Genomic DNA, 20,163 nt, shown 5'->3' with positions numbered 1-20,163 from the left:
TCTCAGCCTGCAGCAGCACGCTCCAGCTCGGCGACCATCCGCGCCACGCGGTCACTCAGTTTCTCGGTGGTCACGGCCTCGCGCAGACGCTCGATCATCAGCGCAAAGGCAAAGGGCGTGGGCCGGTGCGGCCGCTTGAACACGCGCTGCCATTCGCGCATGCGCGCCAGCGCCGCCGTCAGGCGCGCCAGTTCCAGCTCCTGTTCCAGCACCTCGCGCTCGCTTTGCGCCAGCAGCAGGTTGCCGGTGTCGTGCTTGCGAAAGACCTCGTAGAACAGGCTCGATGAAGCCTGCAGCGTGCGCGTGGAGCGCGCTGCACCCGGAAAGCCCTGAAAGATCAGCCCGCTGATGCGCGCAATCTCGCGAAATCGGCGTTGCGCCAGCTCGCTGGCGTTCAGGCTCTCCAGCACGTCATCCAGCAACTGCTCCTCGGCGAGCAATCCGCTCTCGAATAGAGTTGGCCAGTCGAAGGGCTGCAGGGACATCAGCTCGAAGCCGTAGTCGTTCATCGAAATCGAAAAGGTGCCCGGGTTGTGCCGCGCTGCGCGAAACGCCAGCAGCGAGGCCAAGCCGATGTGCACCATGCGCCCCGCAAAGGGGTAGCAGAAGAGGTGGTAGCCCTCCTTGCTCTCCAGCTGCTCGGCCACCAGCACGCCAGTGCGGGGCAGGGCGGACCACTCGCTTTGCAGCTGCAGCAGCGGCTGCACGGCAGCAAGCTCCGGCCCCGGCGCACTGCCGCGGTGCCAGTCATCAAGCACCGCCAGGGTGGCGTCGGCCAGCTCGCTGGACAGGGGCATCTTCCCTCCGCCCCACTGCGGCACCACGCCGGTCTTGCGCGTGGCCTTCTTGACGGTGGCGGTCATGTCGCGCACCCGCACCAGCTCAAGAATGCGCCCGGCAAAGGTGAAGGCGTCGCCGGGCTTCAGGCGGGTGATGAAGCTCTCTTCGATCGTGCCGAGTGTCCCGCCGCTGGCCCAGGCGACCTTGATCGCCGAGTCCGACACGATGGTGCCGATGCTCATGCGGTGGCGCAGCGCGAGGTCCTTGCGCGGCATGACGAAGCGCACACGCCCGTCGGCCTGGGGCTCACGCACGATGCGGTGGTAGTCCGGATAGGCCGACAGCGGCCCGCCGCCCTCCAGAAAGCCCACCGCCCAGTCGAAGGCCTCGCGCGAGAGTTCGCGGTAGGGGTAGGCGCGGCGCACCTCGGCAAAGGTCGCGTCGGGCTCGAAGCCCGGGCCGTATGCATCACTGCCCAGGGCGAGGGTGGCGAGGTGCTGCACGAGGACGTCCAGCGGCGCGGCAATCGGCCGGCGCGGTTCGATGCGCCGCGCCGCCGCGGCCTCATGCGCGGCGGCGGCCTCCGGCAATTCGAGTGCGTTGGTGGGTACCAGGGTGATGCGCGAGGGCCGCCCGGGCGCGTGGCCGCTGCGCCCGGCGCGCTGAAGCAAGCGGGCCACGCCTTTGGCACTGCCGATCTGCAGCACCCGTTCCACCGGCAGGAAGTCCACGCCCAGATCGAGGCTGGAGGTGCAGACCACGGCCTTGAGCTGCCCAGCCTTCAGGCCCGCCTCGACCCACTCGCGCACCTCCTTGTCCAGCGATCCATGATGCAGCGCGATCAGCCCGGCCCAGTCCGGCCGCGCATCCAGCAGCAGCTGGTACCAGATCTCGGCCTGGCTGCGCGTGTTGGTGAAGACCAGCGTCGTGCTCGCACTCTCCAGCTCGCGCACCACCGGCTCCACCATGCGTGCGCCCAGATGCCCGCCCCAGGGGAAGCGCTCGATGCTGTCCGGGATCAGGGTGTCGATCTGCAGCTGCTTGGGTGTTTCACCCTGCACGCGCACAGCATCCGTCTGCAGGCCGCTGGCCAGCGCCGCCAGCGCTTCGTCCAGATTGCCGAGCGTGGCCGAGAGGCCCCAGACCTGCAGCGCGGGGTTGAGCGTGGCCAGCCGGGCCAGTGCGAGCATGACCTGCGTGCCGCGCTTGTTGCCCATGAGCTCATGCCACTCGTCACAGACCACATAGCGCACACCGGCCAGCATCTGCCCCGCGTCTTCGCGCGCCAGCAGCAGGCTCAGACTCTCCGGTGTGGTGACCAGCGCCTCGGGCAAGGACTTGTTCTGCGCCGCGCGGGTGGCGGCGTCGATGTCGCCCGTGCGCAGACCCACCTCCCACTGCGGCAGCAGCGCGTCGCAGGCGTCTTGCAGCGCGCGCTGACTGTCGGCCGCGAGCGCCCGCATCGGCGTGATCCAAAGGGCGGTAAGCCTGCTCGCACTGCGATTGCCCCCTCCTCCCCGGGAGGAGGGGGTTGGGGGAGGTGGGTTCGACACCTGCCCGGAGGGGGGCCGCGCCAAAGCGGCTCCCCCTCCTCCCCGGGAGGAGGGGGTTGGGGGGAGGTGGGGGCCACCTAAACCCAGCGGAAGGCTGGCGGCAGCCAGCACCCCCAGCCACACCGCGTAGGTTTTCCCTGCGCCCGTGGTGGCGTGCAGCAGCCCGCTGCGCCCGGCGGCGATGTGCGCCCAGCATTCCTGCTGGAAGGGGAAGGGTTTGCGACCCAGACTCTTGAACCACGCGGCCGGGCTGGGGAAGGGCGCCGGCGTGCCGGCTGGAACGGCTCTCCGCTTGTCCCGCGGGCGTTTCGGGGCAGTTTGGCCTGAAGATGCGCTTGAATGCTGGGTTTCCATGTCTGGAAGTCCATCCGATGCGCTTCTTGAGGCCGTTTCGCCTGAAGACTGGCTTGGCACAAGCGGAAGCTGTTTTGCGGTGCGCTTCCTTGCCCGCCCGGGTGCCGCAGGCGGCGCAAGCTCGGTAGCGACTGAGCCCACCACCGCAAATTCGCCGGCACCGTCGCGCAGGGCCGGGTTGGCATGGGGCGTCTGCGCGGCGCGCTGCTGCGCCAGCGCCTTGCGCTTGCGGTCGAGCTGCTTGCCCAGGTGATCGAGCTTCTCCAGCTCGGGCGGCAGGCCCCAGCCCCGCGTGGGCTTCTTGCTGCTGCGGCGGCGCTCGCTCACGCGCCCGCCCCAGCGGTGAACTGCGGCACGCCGATGATCCAGCCTTCCACCGGGTCCAGCGCTTGGGGCAGGCCGTGGTTCGGCTGCTGCGCGGCCCAGGCCGCCTGCACGGCGGCGAGCACGGCATCCAGCAGCTCGGCCTGGGCGTCCTCGATCAGCTGCTCCGGCAGGCCGCAGGCAAAGCGCAGCTTCATGCCGCCGGCATGCCGGCCGGACTTGAGCGCGGCGACGATGTCGCGCCGCCGTTCGGTGCGCTCGCCGGTCTGCTTGCCCTTGGCGTCGCTCTTGTAGGACGCGTTGCCGATGATCGAGCGCGCCACCAGTGCGGGGTAGGCCTCCAGGGCAATGCGTTCGTCCCCGGCATGCAGCCCGGCCACGGTCACCCCGGCGTCCAGCAGGCGCGGTGCGCCGGCGTGCAGCATCCAGGCCACGGGCGGGTTCACCCACTTCATCGAGGGCGATGAATTCGCCGGCCGGTCACAGGCGCGGTGCGCAAACTTGCCGCCCGCCGGCCGGGCGTCGCAGAAGGCCTTGAACTGCTGGCGGATGGACTCGCGCTCCAGAGCCGCGTAGTGTCGGATCAGCCCCGCCCAGTCCGTGGGCCAGCCCAGATGCTCCACCAGTTCCCGCGGCAGACCGAAGGGCAGGTCAAAGCCGCCGACCCACGGGCCGGGCGTGGCGAGCTCGCGCTCGAAGTCCGCGAAGCTTGTGCAGGCCACGACCCGCTCGATGGCCAGCGCGCCGTGCGCATCGCGCTCACCCCAGGCGCAGGTGATGGGCTTGCGTCTGGCCGGGGCGGAGGTGAAGTCGACGCCGAGCACGCGCATGGTTCAGTACGCCTCCTGCAGCAGGGCCTGCAGATCGGCCAGGGTATTGGCCTCGTGCAGGGGCTTGTCCCAGCGGATGCGCAGCATGCGCGGAAAGCGCACCGCGATACCGCTCTTGTGCCGCGGGCTGGCATTGATGCCCTCGAAGCCCAGCTCGAACACCAGACTGGGCCGCACACTGCGCACAGGCCCGAACTTCTCGATGGTGTGTTTGCGGATCAGCGCATCCACCTGCCGGAACTCCTCGTCCGTGAGGCCGGAGTAGGCCTTGGCAAAGGGCACCAGCGCCAACTCGCCTGCAGGCTGCTTGGAGGCAATCGCGTCGCAGACCGCTTCAGCCTCCGCTGCGTCGTGGGGTGCGCGGGTCCAGACGGCGAAGGTGTAGTCGGTGTAGACGCTCGCCCGGCGGCCGTGGCCGGCCTGGGCGTAGATGAGCACGCAGTCGATGCTCATGGGCTCGATCTTCCACTTCCACCAGGTGCCCTCGCTCTTGGTGCGGCCGGTGCCGTAGCGGCTGGCGCGGTGCTTGAGCATGAAGCCTTCCACCCCGCGGGCGCGGCTCTGCTCGCGCAGCGCGGCAAAGTCTGCCCAGCTTGCAGCCTCAATGAGCGGTGACAGTGCCAGCGCATGCGTGGCGGCCAGTGCCTCGAGCTGCATGCGGCGTTCGGCCTGCGGCTGCTCGCGCAGGTCCTGCCCCTCGCGTTCGAGCAGGTCGTAGGCCAGCAGCTGCACGGGGGCGTCCTGCAGCACCTTTTTGGTGAGCGTCTTTCGGCCGATGCGCTGCTGCAGCAGCTGGAAGGGCGCGGGCGCAAGCACGCCTGCCGCGTCCGGCTTCATGACGAGCACCTCGCCATCGATCACCGTGCCATCGGGCAGGCCGCTGGCCTGCTGCACGATCTCCGGAAAGCGCTCGGTGATCAGCTCCTCGCCCCGGCTCCAGAGCCAGACCTGCCCGGCGCGCTTGACCAGCTGGGCGCGGATGCCGTCGTACTTCCATTCCACCTGCCAGTCTGCGGGCGGGCCGATCAGTTCATCAAAGCGCGCTGCGGGTTCATTGAGCGCATGGGCCAGGAAGAAGGGGTAGGGCGTGCCGCTGTCGGTGGGGCCTGTGCCATCGTCCGCCTCGGCGGCGATGAGTGCGGCAAAGCTCGCCGCACTGGGTACGTGGCTCTTGTCGGTGGCGCCCATCAGTCGCTGCGCAATCCGCTTGGCATCCACGCCGCTGAATTCGGCCAGGGCGCGCGTCACCAGCAGTTTCGAGACGCCCACCCGGAATCCGCCGCCGATCAGCTTGGTCAGCAGAAAACGCCGCTCGGTATCCAGCACGCGCCAGAACTCGCGTAGCAGCGCTGCCGCATCATCGGGCTCGGCGCCGCGCAGCGGCAGCAGGCGCCGCTCGATCCAGTCGGCCAGCGGCGTGTCGTCCTCGCCTTCAGGCGGGGGCAGCACATGGGCAATGGTCTCGGCCAGGTCACCCACGGCCTGGTAGCACTCCTCGAACAGCCACTCGTTCAGGCCGGCGGTCGCGCAGGCGGTCTCGCGCAACAGCCGCGTGGGCACGGTCTGGCGCGGTTTGCCGCCGGCGAGGAAATACACCGCCCAGGCCGCATCGCGATGATCGGCCCGGCCGAAGTAGCGCTTGAGCGCACCCACCTTGGCCTGCGTGGCGGTGCTCGCGTCCAGCTCGGCGAACAGGCGGGCAAAGTCCTTCACGGCGTGCCGCCCTCATTCAGGCCCAGCGCATCCGTGAAGCGGGCGAAGCCTGCGTCAAAGTGGGTGAAGCTCTGGGCAATCACTTCAGTATCCCGCTCGCGCAGGGCCTGACGCAGCTGGCTCAGGGCGCTGCGCTGCCCGTGCTGCAGATGCGGATCGGCCGCGAGCTGCACCTCGCAGGCCAGGGCCATGTCCACCACGCGATGATCCGTGAGCAGGAAGCGCGGCTCGGCCGGTGCGCGGGCCAGCAGCTCGGCCAGGGTGCGCGGCGCATCCGGCGAGCCGATGGCCGTGATCTCCGGCAGGCGCGGCCAGAGGCCCTGCGCATCTGGTGCCCAGAGCGCGCCGATGCAGTGGGGCAGTTCACCGTCTGCCATGGGCAGGCTCATGACGCAGGCCAGCCAGACGGGCGCGTCGCCGCCACGCGCCTGCGGCAGCCGCGTCACGAGCCGGCGGGCGATGCCAGCGGGCAGGCTCATGCGCCCGCCTCCGCTGCAGACGGCTGCGCCACGGCCTCGGCGGGCGATGCAGTCGTTGCTGCGGCTGGGAGTTCGTTGTCGTCGCTGCCGAACTCGGTGGCAAAGGCGCGTGCCGCCAGACCCTGCTCCTGCAGGTGGCGCACCATGATCGGCACATAGCCGTGGGTGACGATGACCTGCTCGCAGCCGGTGGCCGCGATGGCGGCATGCAGCCCTGGCCAGTCGGCGTGGTCCGACAGCACGAAGCCGCGGTCATAACCTTGGCGGCGGCGGCTGCCGCGCAACTGCATCCAGCCGGAGGCGAAGGCGTCGCTGTACTCGCCGAAGCGCCGCATCCAGGTACTGCCTGCGGCCGAGGGCGGCGCCAGCACGAGCGCGCGGCGAAAGTCCTGCTTGTCGCTGACTTCACTCGCCAGGCGCGTCTCCGGCAGCGGCACGCCCGCGGCGCGGTAGGCGCGGTTCAGCGGTTCCACCGCGCCGTGCGTGACGATGGGGCCGATGCTCGCATCCAGCCCGGACAGGATGCGCTGCGCCTTGCCGAAGCTGTAGCAGAACAGCACGCTGGCCCGGCCCGTCGCGGCGTTGCCGGCCCACCATTGATTGATGGCGCCAAAGACTTCGGTGTCCGGCCGCCAGCGGTAGATCGGCAGGCCGAAGGTGCTCTCCGTGATGAAGGTGTGGCAGGGCACGGGCTCGAAGGGTGCGCAGGTGGCATCGGGCGCGGTCTTGTAGTCGCCACTGGCCACCCAGACCTGGCCCTGGTGTTCAACACGCACCTGCGCGCTGCCCAGCACGTGGCCGGCCGGATGCAGGCTCACACGCACACCGTTCATGGTGATGGATTCGCCGTAGGCCAGGGTCTGCAGGCTGATCGTGCCCAGTCGCGCACGCAGCACGCCTTCGGCCGGTGCGGCGGCCAGGTAGCTGGCGTGGCCGGTGCGGGCGTGGTCCGCATGGGCATGGGTGATGACGGCGCGCGCCACCGGGCGCCAGGGGTCGATATGGAAGTCGCCGGCCGGGCAGTACAGGCCCTCCGGCCGCAGGACGATGAGGTCGTCGTGCCGGTGGTGGACCAGGGCGTCAGTAGCCACGGCGCTGCCCGGTGATGAACACGGCCAGATGCACCAGCGCCAGTGCCATGCGGTTGCGTAGGCGGGCCCAGAGTGACAGCGGCGGCACCGTCACCCGCACAGCGCGTTCGGCAATGGCTTCTTCAAGTGCCTGTGCCAGGGCAGCGTTGAAGGGCGCATCGCGCACCACCACATTGGCCTCGCGGGCCAGCAGCAGTGAGAAGGGGTCCACGTTGCTCGAGCCCACCGTGGCCCAGTCTGCATCGACCACGGCGACCTTGGCGTGCAGGAAGCTGCGCCCGTACTCGTGAATTTCCACCCCGGCCGCCAAGAGCGCGCTGTACAGGGCCTGGGTGGCGTGGTGCTGCAGCGGGTACTCCACGCGGCCTTGCAGCAGCAGCTGCACGCGCACCCCGCGTTGGGCGGCGCGCATGAGTGCCTTGCGGAAGCGCCCGCTGGGAATGAAGTAGGCATTGGCCAGCACGATGCGCTCGCGCGCCGCATCGAACGCCTGCAGATAGGCGCGTTCGATGGTGCTGCGGTTGCGGATGTTGTCGCGCGGCACGAAGGCCACGGCCACGTTCTCCCGCAGCGGCAGGGGCAGGGGCAGATCGAAGCGCCGCGGGAAGGCCAGTGCCTGGCGCGTGCGCTCGCGCAGTTGCTTCGCCACCGGCTGTCGGTCGGGCCCCGACAGGGCCACAGGGGGCTGCGCCAGCCGGATCTGCCAGAGCAGACGCTGCATGGACAGGGCGATGTCCCCGACGATCGGCCCCTCGATCCGTACCGCGAAGTCAAAGCGCGGGTCGCTGAGCACACCGTGGTTGGGGTCGATGTAGTCGTCCAGCATGTTGATGCCGCCGACGAAGGCGATCTCGTCATCGACCACGGCCAGCTTGCGGTGAAGGCGTTTGAGCAGACTCACGCCCTTGCCGCGGAACAGGTGCCACCAGCGCTCCGGCCGATAGATGTGCATGGCCAGATCGCCCTGGGCAAACCGCTGTGCAAGGAGCCGGCCATGTTCGCCCGAGCCGAAGCCATCGATCACCACGCTGACCTCGACCCCGCGTGCGGCGGCTGCCTGCAGGCTCTGCAGAATGCCCTCGGCGGTGGCGTCGTCATTGAAGATGTAGGTCTCGACCATGACGCTTTTGCGCGCCTGATCAATCGCGGTGCGGATCGCCGGGAAGAAGTCAGCCCCTCCGCGCAGTAGATGGACGCGATGCCCGGGTGCAAAGCGCGGGCCTTCTCCTGCGCGGCTCTTGCGCGGCGAGGCGGCGTCTGCCGCCTGCGAGGGGCTGCCGCTCGGTTCGCGATCGGTGTCGTCGGTCGGCTTCATGGGGTGCGTGCTCCGCGATCGGGCACCTGGGCCTCCATCAGAATGGGGCGGTGGTCCGAGCGGCGCGCCCAGTGCGGACCGTCCGGCACCCTTGCCGCCACCACGTGCAGATTGCGGACGTAGATGCGGTCCAGCCTGAGCATGGGAAAGATGGCGGGGAAGGTGCGTGCCGGTTGCGCGTGACTGTGGTCAAAGGCCTCGGCAAGCCCGAGTTGCTGGCGCAGCGTGCGGTCGACACGTCGGTGCCAGTCATTGAAGTCCCCGGCGATCACGAGCGGCAACGCGGGATCAACGTGGGTCCGGACATGCTCCACCAGCGCCTGCGCCTGCATCAGACGGTCACGCGCCAGCAGCGAGAAATGCGTGCAGATGATGACCATCGGTTGCTGCTTGACCAGCACCGTCGTGACCAGCAAGCCGCGCCGTTCGATGGCCGAGCGGGAGATGTCGATGTTCTCCATGGCCACGATCGGCCAACGCGACAGCACCGCGTTGCCATGGTGCCCGTGGCCGTAGTGCTTGTTTGCGCCGTAGGCCGCGTGATACAGCGGCTCGGACTGCATGAAGGTCATGGTGTCGAGCCAGCCTTCGCGCTCGCGCACTGGCCGGAGTTCGGCCAGAAAGTCCGTCTGGCTCTGGCCCGGGTGGGCATGACCGCGATGCGCGATGCGGTCGTTGCGGTCCTGCACCTCCTGCAGGGTCAGGATATCGGCGTCGAACTCTGACAGGGCCGCGCGCACATCCTGGATGCGATGCCGGCGTGAGAGCTGCGTCAGGCCCTTGGCGATGTTGTAGGTGACGATGCGCAGACGCATGGGCTCAGGCCTGTACGCCCATCAGCCGTCGGATGGCGGCCGTGTTGGTGCGGGAGAACACCAGCTCGGCCGCCTCTGGCGCAGGCACCCACTGCCACGCCCGGTGCTCGCGCGGATTCAGGCGGATGGCAGCGCGTCGGTCGATGCAGGCGGAAAACACATGCTCCTCGTTGTGGGTGACCTCTGGCGCATAGCGGTGGCGCCAGGCGGGCGCAATCGGGTAACGCTCGGCGTGTTGCCAGTCGCGCAGCTGATCAGCCACGAGCTGCAGTCCGGTCTCTTCGTGCACTTCGCGCAGCGCAGTCTGTACCAAGGGTTCTCCCGGGTGCGCGCGTGAGCCGGTCACGCTTTGCCATGCACCGTGTTCGCCTGCAGCCGATACGCGCTCGATGAGCAGGCACTCCATGGCGCTGCTGTGCAGCACCACCAGCACGGATTGCGGCAGCTTGAAAGGCATGGGCGGATTTTGCCCAAGGCGCATCAAAGCGCTGCTTGGTGCAGTGCAGCGCACCACGCTTCACCCACGTTTCTCCCATGGGATAAGCCCCACTAGAGCGCTTGACGAGCGCTCTCTAGGATGCAAATCGGGCTCAAAGACCCAAAAAGCCGGCCAGATCAAGCTAGATCAGGCTCAAAGCCACCAAACCAGCACACAGCCCATGATCGAGGGACACGAGAGAGACATCAGCATGCAGACCGCACCCATCTACGACTTGAAGCCATGGACCGCGACCTATGCGGGTCATGTGTCTGCCGACCTGCCGGCGCCGGCCTACGCGAGCCTGGCCCATCTGGTCTACAACGCATCCACGGAGTTTGCGGACCAGCTGGCGTTCACCGCGGTCGTGCCCAATGGCATGAACGGGTCGATGACCTACGCCCAGGCGCATCGCTACAGCGACGCCTTCGCCGCCTACCTGCGTGAGGAGCTGAAGCTGCCCGCCGGTTCTCGCGTTGCGGTGCAGCTGCCCAACAGCTTGGCCTACCCGATCGTCGCCTTCGGCGTGTTCAAGGCGGGCTGCGTGCTGGTCAACACCAATCCGCTCTACACGACGTCCGAGATGGCGCACCAGTTCAAGGACTCGGGTGCGCAAGTGCTGGTCATCGTCGAGATGTTCGCCGACAAGCTCGGCGAAGTGCTGCCCAAGACCGACATCAAGCATGTGGTCGTGGCCAAGGTGCCCGAGCTGTTTCCAGCGGTGCCTCGCGGGATCATCCGCGCCGTGCAGCGCTACTGGAACAAGGTGCTGCCGCCGATCACGGTGCCGCACACCCGCTTCGCCGAAGTGCTGGCCGCCGGCGAGCGCCACCTGGCCAAGGTGCGCGTGCAGGACTACTGGAAGGACATTCGCCCCGACGCCATCGCTTGCCTGCAGTACACGGGCGGCACCACCGGCGTGTCCAAGGGTGCGGTGCTGACGCACGGCAACCTCTTGGCCAACATCAGCCAGACCATGGCCATGGCGGGCAAGTACTTCGAAGAAGGCAAGGAGTGCGTGCTGACTGCCTTGCCGCTGTATCACATCTTCGCGTTCACGGTGAACCTGCTCTGCTTCTACAGCATCGGCGCGCGCAACATCCTCATCCCGAGCCCGCGCCCTGTGCAGAACCTGCAGCGCGCCATCGAGAACTATCCGGTCACCTGGATCTCCGGCGTGAACACGCTGTTCAACGCGCTGCTCAATGAAGAGTGGTTCGTGGCCTTCCCGCCCAAGCACCTGAAGGCCGCGCTGGCAGGTGGCACGGCGTTGCAGCATGTGGTGGCCGAGCGCTGGGAGAAGGTGACCAAAACGCGCATCGCCGAAGGCTTCGGCTTGACCGAGTCCTCTCCGGTGGTTTCGTTCAACCCCCTCTTCGGCAAGAGCAAGCCGGACTCCATCGGCATCCCTGTCCCCGGCACCGAAGTGCGGCTGGTGGACGACAACGGTGCACCCGTGGCAGTGGGCGAACCGGGCGAGCTGATCATCCGCGGTCCGCAGGTCATGCAGGGCTACTGGAACAAACCTGAAGAGACCGCCAAGACCATCAAGGACGGCTGGCTCTACACCGGCGACATCGCAGTGATGGACGGCGAGGGCTACTTCAAGATCGTCGACCGCAAGAAAGACATGGTGCTGGTCTCGGGCTTCAACGTGTATCCGAATGAAGTCGAGGACGCGATTGCGAAGATGGATGCCGTCATGGAAGCGGCCGTCGTTGGCATTCCGGACAGCAAGAGCGGCGAGGCCGTGCGTGCCTATGTGGTGCGCGGCGAGGGCGCAACGGTCAATGAGGCCGATGTGATCGCCCATTGCCGCAAGTTCCTCACGGATTACAAGGTGCCCAAGTCCATCGTCTTCCGCGATGAGCTGCCGAAGACCCCCGTGGGCAAGATCCTGCGCAAGGACCTGAAGGCCGAGGTCAAGAAGGAATTCGCCAAGTAATCCAGGTGACACCTGCCCGCCACTGAACCACTGCGGTGCGCCAGGGCGCACCGCACCCCGATCCGAGACCAGGGAGTCTTGAACCTATGTTGACTGAACTTGAAACCAAGCTGCTGGGCGTGATGATGATGGTCATCATGCTCGGCATGGGCGCATCGCTCACCTTCCGCGACTTTCTCATTGCCTTTCGCAAGCCCAAGGGCGTGATCGTCGGCCTGATCTGCCAGTACGGCATCATGCCCTTCCTGGGCTATGCGCTGGCCGTGATGCTCGGCCTGCCGCCTGCACTGGCGGTGGGTGTGATCCTGATGGGCTGCATGCCCGGCGGGACGACCTCCAACATCTTCACCTACTTCAGCAAGGGCGCACTCGCCCTGTCGATCATGATGACCAGCGTGTCCACGCTGGTGGCCGTGGTCGCTGTGCCGCTGCTCATCAAGTTCTATTCCGGTCTGGCGGGCGTCACCGGCGAGTTCGCCATTCCCGCGGCCAACGTGGCCCAGGTGCTCGTCGTGCTGCTGGTCCCCACGATCCTCGGCATGTTCCTGCGCAAGGCCAACCCGAATGTGGGCGCCACGATTGAGCTGATCGGCAGCATGCTCGGCGTGTTCGTGATCCTGTTCCTGATCGGCTCCTGGGTGCCGCGCAACTACCAGCTGCTGCTGACCACGCCGGCCAGCGTGTACTTTGCCGCTATCGGTCTGGGCATCATCGGTATGTTGCTGGGCTACTGGCTGGCGCGCGGTCTCAAGCAGGACAGCAACCGCTCGCGCACCATTTCGCTGGAGACGGGCATCCAGAACGGTCCGCTGGCGGTGCTGATCGTCACCCTGACCTTCAAGGACCAGTTACAGCAGCAGGTGCTCCTGATTCCGGTGCTGTACAGCCTGTTCATCGTGCTGACCTCCTCCGCCGTGACGATCTGGTACCGCAAGAACGCCACACGCGAAGCACTGGCACGTGATGCAGCCAAGATCGGCGCAGTGCCTGCAGCCGCCTGATCGACGCATGCACAGCCGGGCGGCGCAGTGCGCCGTATCGGCAGATCACGAAGCGGGGCAATGCCCCGCTTCTTTTTTCATGACCGCGCTGAAAATCGCTCAAGCCGGTCTTGAGTGATGCCGCATCGCAGCAACGGGTTTTCCGCATGGCGACTTGCGCGGCGTTTTCGTAGTGTCTCAATCCAGCGATTGGGGCTCGCACGCACGGCAGGGTCAGTGCGCAGCGAGGCTCCGACAGAACACCCCAACGCATCAACAAGGAGACACCCGACATGACGCAAGAAGCCCAAAGCCGCCGCCGCTTCCTCAAGGGCGCAGCTGGTGCAGGTGCTGCCACCGCAGCACTTGCCGCACCGATGATCGCCCGTGCGCAGACCCCCATCACCCTGCGCTTCCAGTCCACCTGGCCGGCCAAGGACATCTTCCACGAGTACGCGCAGGACTACGCCAAGCTGGTGAACGACATGTCTGGCGGTCGTCTGCGCATTGAAGTGCTGCCCGCCGGCTCCGTGGTGCGCGCCTTCGACATGCTGGACGCCGTGAGCAAGGGCACCCTGGATGGTGGTCATGGCGTGTTGGCTTATTGGTACGGCAAGAACTCGGCCATCGCCCTTTGGGGTTCAGGCCCGGCCTTCGGCATGGACCCCAACATGGTCCTCGCCTGGCACCAATACGGCGGTGGTGAGCAGCTGCTCAACGAAGTGCACCAAGCCATGAACGTGAACGTGCGCAGCCTCGTCTACGGCCCGATGCCCACGCAGCCCCTGGGCTGGTTCAAGAAGCCGGTCACCAGCGTGAACGACTTCAAGGGCCTGAAGTACCGCACCGTGGGCCTGTCGATCGACATCTTCACTGAACTGGGTGCTGCCGTGAATGCGCTGCCCGGCGCGGAAATCGTCCCGGCATTGGACCGCGGCCTGCTGGATGCTGCCGAGTTCAACAATGCATCGAGCGACCGCATCCTCGGCTTCCCAGACGTCTCGAAGATCTGCATGCTGCAGAGCTTCCATCAGGCCTCCGAGCAGTTCGAGATCGTGTTCAACAGGCAGAAGTACGACGCGCTGCCTGCCGACCTGAAGAAGATCCTGGACGCCGCTGCATCAGCTGCTTCGGCCGAGATGTCCTGGAAGGCGATCGATCGTTACTCCAAGGACTACGACGCGCTGCGCGCTGCCAAGATCCAGTTCTTCAAGACCCCGGATGCCGTATTGCGCGCACAGCTCGCCGCCTGGGACAAGATTCTCGCGAAGAAGTCCGCCGAGAACCCGCTGTTCAAGAAGGTGGCTGACTCGATGCGCACCTTCGCGCAGCGCGCAGGCCGCTGGCAGAACGACACGCTCGTGAACTACCGCATGGCCTACGACCACTACTTCAACCGCCGCGGTTGATGGTGGTGCGCGGACCCGGGACGTAGCGGCCGCGCAGCAAAACTCAGCCCGCTCTACGCGGGCTGAGTTTTTTCTTTTTTGAAGCTGTACAACGACAACACGACATTCACTTCAGGGGCTCGCATGCAATCCGTTCTGCTGGCCATCGACCGCTTATCCACCTGGGTCGGGCAGCTGTTCTCTTGGGTCATCGTCCTGCTCACCGGCCTGATCGTCTACGAGGTCTGTGCGCGCTACATATTCAACAACCCGGGGCGCTGGGCCTTTGACGGCAGCTACATGCTCTACGGCACCCTGTTCATGATGGCCGGCGCATACACCCTGGCCAAGGGCGGGCATGTGCGGGGCGACGTGCTCTACGGCTTTTTCCAGCCGCGCACCCAGGCCGCGATTGATCTTGTGCTCTACATCGTGTTCTTCATGCCCGGCGTGATCGCGCTGGTATGGGCCGGCTACAAGTTCGCGGGCGAAAGCTGGGCGATCAAGGAAACCTCCTCGATCACGGCAGACGGCCCGCCGATCTATCCCTTCAAGACCATCATCCCGTTCGCCGGTCTGCTGCTGGTGCTGCAGGGCTTCGTGGAGATCGTGCGCTGCATCATCTGCCTGCGCGATGGCGAGTGGCCCTCGCGCGAGCAGGATGTCGAAGAGGTGGATGTCGACAAGCTCAAGGCCATGGTGCACGCTGACGATGCGCCCGCTCAGACCAAGACGGGGGCCTGAACCATGCGCAAGGAACTCTGGTTCGGCTTCTCGCTGATGGCGCTGATCGTCGGCGCCGTGGTGATCTTCATGCCCTGGACAGCCATGACCAATGGCCACTTCGGGCTGCTCATGCTGGCGCTGGTCGTTGTGGCCATCATGCTCGGCTTCCCCACTGCCTTCACGCTGATGGGCATGGGGATGATCTTTGCCTATTTCGCGTTCCACAGCGGCGGGCAGAGCGTCGAAGGTGCGATCAATCAGACCCTGAACCTCATGGTGCAGCGGGCCTACGCTGTCATGACGAACGACGTGCTGATCAGCATCCCGCTGTTCGTCTTCATGGGTTATCTGGTCGAGCGCGCCAACCTGATCGAAAAGCTCTTCAAGAGCCTGCATCTGTCGCTGGCCCGCGTGCCCGGCTCGCTGGCGGTCGCCACGCTGTTCACCTGCGCGGTGTTCGCCACGGCCACCGGCATCGTGGGTGCTGTGGTCACCCTCATGGGTCTGCTGGCCTTTCCGGCCATGCTGCGCGCCGGCTACAGCGTGCAAGTCTCGGCAGGCGCCATCACCGCCGGCGGCTGCCTGGGCATCCTGATTCCGCCTTCGGTCATGTTGATCGTCTACGGAGCGACTGCCGGCGTGTCGGTGGTTCAGCTCTATGCCGGCGCATTTTTCCCGGGGCTGATGCTCGCGGGTCTGTATGTGCTGTACGTGATCATCCTGGCCAAGATCAAGCCGAACCTGATGCCGCCGCTGCCAGAGGCTGAGCGCAAGGTGACCTTGTCGCCCGTACTGGACAAGCTTGCGAGCGGCAAGCAGGGCAAGGCCCTGCCCGGGCTGCTCAAGGCGATTGCCGGTCAGCGCGCCGCCGGAATCAGCCGTGTCGACGTGATGAAGCAGCTCAGTGTGGCCCTGCTGCCTCTTCTCGCTGCGGTGCTTGTGCTGGGCATCACCTGGCGCGTAGTCACTGATCCGGACTCCCACGCCGCCGAGATGGAAGCCAAGCTCGCCGGCAGCGGCAGCCAGATGGCCGGTGCAGCCGCATCGAGCGGCGGCCTCGCCGAGCCCCCAGCCGCGGGTGGCTCAGGCCTGGCGGAGCCTGCAGGCGCCACGGGCAGTGGGCTGTCCGAACCCACTGGCAGCAGCGGGCTGGCCGAGCCCCCCGGCGCGCTCAAGGAACCCTCGAGCGGCTTGTCCGAGCCACCGAGCGCGCTGAAGGAGCCTGCCAGTGGTTTGAGCGAACCTGCGGGTGCGCTGAAAGAGCCGCCGTCCGGCCTTGCAGAGCCACCGGGGGTACTCAAGGAACCTGCTTCCGGCTTGGCCGAGCCCCCAGGAGCGCTGAAGGAGCCTGGCGCAACTGGTGTGCAGGAGCCGCCCGCGGCCACCGGCTCGGGGCTGGCTGAGCCCCCGGCGGCAGGTGCCTCTGCAAGCAACCAAGGCAGCGGGCAATCCAAGGCTGCGGAGCCACCGCGGCAGCCGGCGCCCAAGTGGTTCTGGGTCATGGTCGGTGTGCTCGCCGTGCTGCTAACTCTGCTCTACGGCGTGCTGTCCTGGGCGCGACTCGAGATATTCAAGATGCTGCTGGGCAGCTTCTTCCCGCTGGCGGTCATGATCCTCGCCGTGCTGGGCACGATCGTCTTCGGCCTCGCCACACCCACGGAAGCCGCAGCCGTCGGCGCGTTCGGTGGCTTTGCGCTTGCAGCGGCCTACATGCTGATCCAGAAGCCTGCCGAAGAAGCGCGTGCGATCGCCAAGACCTGGGCACCGTTCTGGGCCCTGATCGGCAGCGTCGTGGTCTGGACCATCCTGATCAAGCTGGAGATCACCACCGTGCCGGTGCCCAAGCTGCTCGGCGTGATCACCGCAGTCACCACGGTGGTCTGGTGCGTGATGGCTCTGCGCCAGGTGCGCCTGACGCCCGCCCTGTCCGAGTCTGTGATGCTGACGGGCAAGACCAGCGCCATGGTCTGCTGGTTGTTTGTCGGCTCCAGCATCTTCTCGGCCGCCTTCGCGTTGCTGGGCGGGCAGGAGCTGATCGAGAACTGGGTGATGAGCCTGGGCCTGACCAAGATCGAGTTCCTCGTACTGAGTCAGGTCATCATCTTCCTGCTGGGCTGGCCGCTGGAGTGGACCGAGATCATCGTGATCTTCATGCCCATCTTCATCCCGCTGCTCGACAACTTTGGCGTCGACCCGCTGTTTTTCGGCCTGCTCGTGGCCCTGAACCTGCAGACCGCCTTCCTGAGCCCGCCGGTGGCGATGGCGGCGTTCTACCTGAAGGGTGTATCGCCGCCGCACGTGACGCTGAACCAGATCTTTGCCGGCATGCTGCCATTCATGGGCATCCAGGTGCTGGCGCTGGTGCTGCTGTACGTGTTCCCGGAAATCGGGATGTGGTTGCCGACCGTGCTGTATCGCCAGTAACCGGGAACCCGGCAAGCGCCTGCATGCGCTTGCCGCGCTCGGCCTCACGCGGCAGTGCCGCGTGACCCTGGAGGGTCGGCCTAAGGGGGCTCCAGCCCCCACGCCAAGCGCCTGCATGCGCTTGCCGCGCTCGGCCTCACACGGCGGTGCCGCGTGACCCTATAGGGTCGGCCTCACGTCCCGGAAATCGTGATGTGGTGGCCCACTGTGCTGTATCGCCAGTAACGCCGACGCAGCAATGATCAAGGCCCCGCGTATGCGGGGCCTTTTCGTTTTGGCGGGCCGCCGCAGTATCTTCGCCGCTTCGCCCGCGCGGTCACGAGCCGCGCCGGGCCACTTTGGAGGGAATGATGAGGAAGGTCTTGTCGATGACGCTTGCCACCGGCGCTTTGCTGCTTGCGCCCGGCGCCGAGGCGCAGAACGCGCAGCGCTACATGGAGCCGCCCGCGGCGCTGAAGGCCGTGGTGGATCAGCCGCGGCCTCCGCAGGTACAGCTGGGGCCGGATCGGCGGACGATGGCGCTGATCGACACGCCCGCGTTGCCCTCCATCGATGAAGTGGCGGCGCCCGAGGCACGTCTGGCGGGCCTGCGCATCAACCCGCGCGCCTTTGCGTCCAGCCGCTTCAGCTTCGGCACCGGCCTGGCCTTCATGACGGTGGACGCACCCACGCCGCGCCGCGTGACGGATCTGCCCAGCCCGGCGCGCATTGCAGACACCAGCTTCTCGCCGGACGGTAAGCACCTGGCGTTCACGCGCAACACCGGCGAGGCGGTCGAGCTCTGGGTCGCTGAAGTCGCCACCGCCAAGGCTCGGCGCCTGAGCAGCGCGCCGCTGAACGCCGTGATGGGTCGCGGCTTCAACTGGCTGGGCAACGATGCACTGCTCGTCACGCTGCGCGTGCCCGGAGTGAGCGAGCCGCAGCCGCCACGTGCTCCGGCGGGCCCGAACGTGCAGGATGCAACGACCACCGGCCGTGGCCAGCAGGCCATCCGCACCTTCCAGGACCTGCTGCGCACGCCGTACGACGAGGCGCGCTTCGATTACTTCGCAACCGCACAGATTGCCCGCATCGGTCTGGACGGACAGACCACGCTGATCGGCAAGCCGCTGGTCATGCGCGGCGTGAGCGCCTCGCCTGACGGGCAGTGGCTGCTGGTCAACGCCATCACCAAACCCTATTCGTACCTGGTGCCGGTCTCGATGTTCGGCCGCCGGGCCGAGGTCTGGAACCTGCGCGGCGAGCTGATCCATACCGTCGCGAATCTCCCCGTACGCGAAGGTCTGCCGCCATCTTTTGATGCCGTACCCGAAGGCCCGCGCGACATCACCTGGCGCGCCGACGTTCCTGCGACGCTGAGCTGGGCCCAGGCCCTGGATGGCGGTGACCCCTTCAAGCCGGCCGAGCAGCGCGATGCCCTGTATCAGCAGGCCTACCCCTTCAAGGATGCGCCGCAGGAACTGGCGCGCGTGAAGACGCGCATCGGCGGCGTGACCTGGGGCGACGGCCAGACCGCGCTGCTTACTGAGCTTTGGTACCGCACGCGCGATGTGGTGCTCTGGGAGATCGCGCCGGATGCGCCCGGCAAGGCGCCCGTGCAGCACTTCAGCTTCAAGACCGAAGACCGCTACGCCAATCCGGGCTCGCCGGTCATGACACTGAACCGCTTCGGCCGCAGCGTGCTCCTGTTTGCGCCGGGCGCACAGCGCGCCATCTACCTGGATGGCGAGGGCGCCTCTGCGCAGGGGGATCGCCCCTTCGTCGATCGCTACGACATCGCTGCGAAGAAGGCCACGCGCCTGTGGCGCGCACAGGGCGAGGTCTACGAGAACTCGATCGCCGTACTCGACGAACGCGGCCAGCGCCTGCTCACGCGCCGCGAGACGCAGACCGAGCCGCCCAACTTCTTCGTGCGAGATCTCAGCAAGCCCGAGCGCAGCCAACTCACCGCGCTCACGCAGTTTGCCCATCCGCTGCCGCAGTTCAAGGGCGTGAGCAAGGAGCTGATCCGCTACAAGCGCAAGGACGGCATCGAGCTCACGGCCAACCTCATGCTGCCGCCGGGCTACGACGCCAAGCGCGACGGCCCGCTGCCCTTCATCCTCTGGGCCTACCCGCAGGAGTTCAAGACGGCGCAGGCCGCAGCACAGACCCGTGGCTCGCCCTACGAGTTCAATCGCATCAGCGCCAGCGGCCCGGCTGCCTTTCTGGCCATGGGCTACGGCGTGCTGGATGACCCGGCCATGCCGATCATCGGCGAGGGCGGCAAGGAGCCCAACGACACCTACGTGCAGCAGCTCGTGGCCAGTGCCGAGGCGGCGGTCGACGAGATCGTGCGGCGCGGCGTGGCCGATCGCAACCGCATCGCCGTGGGCGGCCACAGCTATGGCGCCTTCATGACGGCCAACCTGCTGGCGCACACGCGCCTGTTCAAGGCCGGCATCGCTCGCAGCGGCGCGTACAACCGCACCCTCACGCCCTTTGGCTTCCAGGGTGAGGAGCGCACGTTCTGGAAGGCGCCGGAGACCTACGCCGCCATGAGCGCCTTCAACAACGCCGACAAGATCAAGGACGCGCTGCTGCTCATCCATGGCGAGAACGACAGCAACTCCGGCACCTTCCCGATCCAGAGCGAGCGCCTGTACCAGGCCGTGCGCGGTTTGGGCGGCACCACCCGCCTGGTGATGCTGCCCAACGAGGACCACGGCTACCGCGCGCGCGAGTCCATCCTGCACATGCTCTGGGAGACCAACAACTGGCTGGAGCGCTACGTGAAGGCGGCCAAGTAGCCCGGATACCGAAGTGAAGAATGGCTCTCAGAGCCGCTCTTCAGACCAAAATGGCTGGAAAGCCTTGCTGGACAAGCGAAAAGGGCTGTTGGCAGCCGCCCCGTGCCGCAAAAAAGGCCTTCCGAGGAGGGACAAAAGAACAGGCTCTCCGAGGAGGGACAAAAGAAAAGGCCCTCCGA

General features: G+C 66.9%; 14 protein-coding genes. 6 read left to right on the top strand and 8 right to left on the bottom strand.

The window, feature by feature from the left end; genetic code table 11:
- Window positions 1-2: 2 nt before the first annotated feature.
- From ACMDW7_RS15180 to nudB, 8 genes are all read right to left on the bottom strand, one after another.
- On the bottom strand, window positions 3-2,687 hold the full coding sequence (locus ACMDW7_RS15180) for a ligase-associated DNA damage response DEXH box helicase (RefSeq protein WP_377304238.1): 2,685 nt from the start codon (window positions 2,685-2,687) through the stop codon (window positions 3-5).
- Between the two features lie 323 nt (window positions 2,688-3,010).
- Entirely contained in the window at window positions 3,011-3,841 is an 831-nt protein-coding gene (locus ACMDW7_RS15175; RefSeq protein WP_377302939.1) for a DUF429 domain-containing protein, read from the bottom strand.
- 3 nt (window positions 3,842-3,844) lie between these two features.
- On the bottom strand, window positions 3,845-5,554 hold the full coding sequence (locus ACMDW7_RS15170) for an ATP-dependent DNA ligase (RefSeq protein WP_377302941.1): 1,710 nt from the start codon (window positions 5,552-5,554) through the stop codon (window positions 3,845-3,847).
- A complete protein-coding gene (locus ACMDW7_RS15165) occupies window positions 5,551-6,033 on the bottom strand; it encodes a hypothetical protein (protein ID WP_377302943.1) in 483 nt (160 codons plus the stop codon). Before ACMDW7_RS15165 ends, ACMDW7_RS15170 begins: the two co-directional genes overlap by 4 nt.
- Window positions 6,030-7,124, bottom strand: a complete 1,095-nt coding sequence (locus tag ACMDW7_RS15160) for a ligase-associated DNA damage response exonuclease (protein ID WP_377302945.1) — start codon at window positions 7,122-7,124, stop codon at window positions 6,030-6,032. Before ACMDW7_RS15160 ends, ACMDW7_RS15165 begins: the two co-directional genes overlap by 4 nt.
- The gene (gene clsB, locus ACMDW7_RS15155) at window positions 7,114-8,439 is read right to left on the bottom strand and encodes a cardiolipin synthase ClsB (protein WP_377302947.1); all 1,326 of its coding nucleotides are present in this window, start codon (window positions 8,437-8,439) and stop codon (window positions 7,114-7,116) included. The genes ACMDW7_RS15160 and clsB overlap by 11 nt, the downstream gene beginning before the upstream one ends.
- Window positions 8,436-9,254 carry an endonuclease/exonuclease/phosphatase family protein gene (locus ACMDW7_RS15150; protein ID WP_377302949.1) on the bottom strand — a complete coding sequence of 273 codons (819 nt, stop codon included), beginning with the start codon at window positions 9,252-9,254 and terminating at the stop codon, window positions 8,436-8,438. The genes clsB and ACMDW7_RS15150 overlap by 4 nt, the downstream gene beginning before the upstream one ends.
- Before the next feature lie 4 nt (window positions 9,255-9,258).
- Entirely contained in the window at window positions 9,259-9,711 is a 453-nt protein-coding gene (gene nudB, locus ACMDW7_RS15145) for a dihydroneopterin triphosphate diphosphatase (protein ID WP_377302951.1), read from the bottom strand.
- Between the two features lie 232 nt (window positions 9,712-9,943).
- Here nudB and ACMDW7_RS15140 point away from each other — a divergent pair, with 232 nt between their 5' ends.
- The 6 genes from ACMDW7_RS15140 (at window position 9,944) to ACMDW7_RS15115 (ending at window position 19,984) form a co-directional block, all read left to right on the top strand.
- Window positions 9,944-11,677, top strand: coding sequence for an AMP-binding protein (locus ACMDW7_RS15140; RefSeq protein ID WP_377302953.1), 1,734 nt, complete (start codon window positions 9,944-9,946; stop codon window positions 11,675-11,677).
- Between the two features lie 86 nt (window positions 11,678-11,763).
- On the top strand, window positions 11,764-12,678 hold the full coding sequence (locus ACMDW7_RS15135) for a bile acid:sodium symporter (protein WP_377302955.1): 915 nt from the start codon (window positions 11,764-11,766) through the stop codon (window positions 12,676-12,678).
- 272 nt (window positions 12,679-12,950) lie between these two features.
- Window positions 12,951-14,066, top strand: a complete 1,116-nt coding sequence (locus ACMDW7_RS15130; RefSeq protein ID WP_377302957.1) for a TRAP transporter substrate-binding protein — start codon at window positions 12,951-12,953, stop codon at window positions 14,064-14,066.
- A gap of 123 nt (window positions 14,067-14,189) precedes the next feature.
- On the top strand, window positions 14,190-14,789 hold the full coding sequence (locus tag ACMDW7_RS15125) for a TRAP transporter small permease subunit (protein WP_377302959.1): 600 nt from the start codon (window positions 14,190-14,192) through the stop codon (window positions 14,787-14,789).
- A 3-nt stretch (window positions 14,790-14,792) separates the two neighbouring features.
- Complete coding sequence (locus ACMDW7_RS15120; protein ID WP_377302961.1) at window positions 14,793-17,195, top strand: TRAP transporter large permease subunit; 2,403 nt, start codon at window positions 14,793-14,795, stop codon at window positions 17,193-17,195.
- Window positions 17,196-17,545: 350 nt separating this feature from the next.
- Entirely contained in the window at window positions 17,546-19,984 is a 2,439-nt protein-coding gene (locus ACMDW7_RS15115) for a S9 family peptidase (RefSeq protein ID WP_414859571.1), read from the top strand.
- Window positions 19,985-20,163: the final 179 nt, after the last annotated feature.

It is taken from the genome of Piscinibacterium candidicorallinum, assembly GCF_047549485.1.
Lineage (GTDB): Bacteria > Pseudomonadota > Gammaproteobacteria > Burkholderiales > Burkholderiaceae_C > Piscinibacterium > Piscinibacterium candidicorallinum.
The sequence above is the reverse complement of the archived record's forward strand: the minus strand, read 5'-3'. Positions and strand labels throughout refer to the sequence as shown.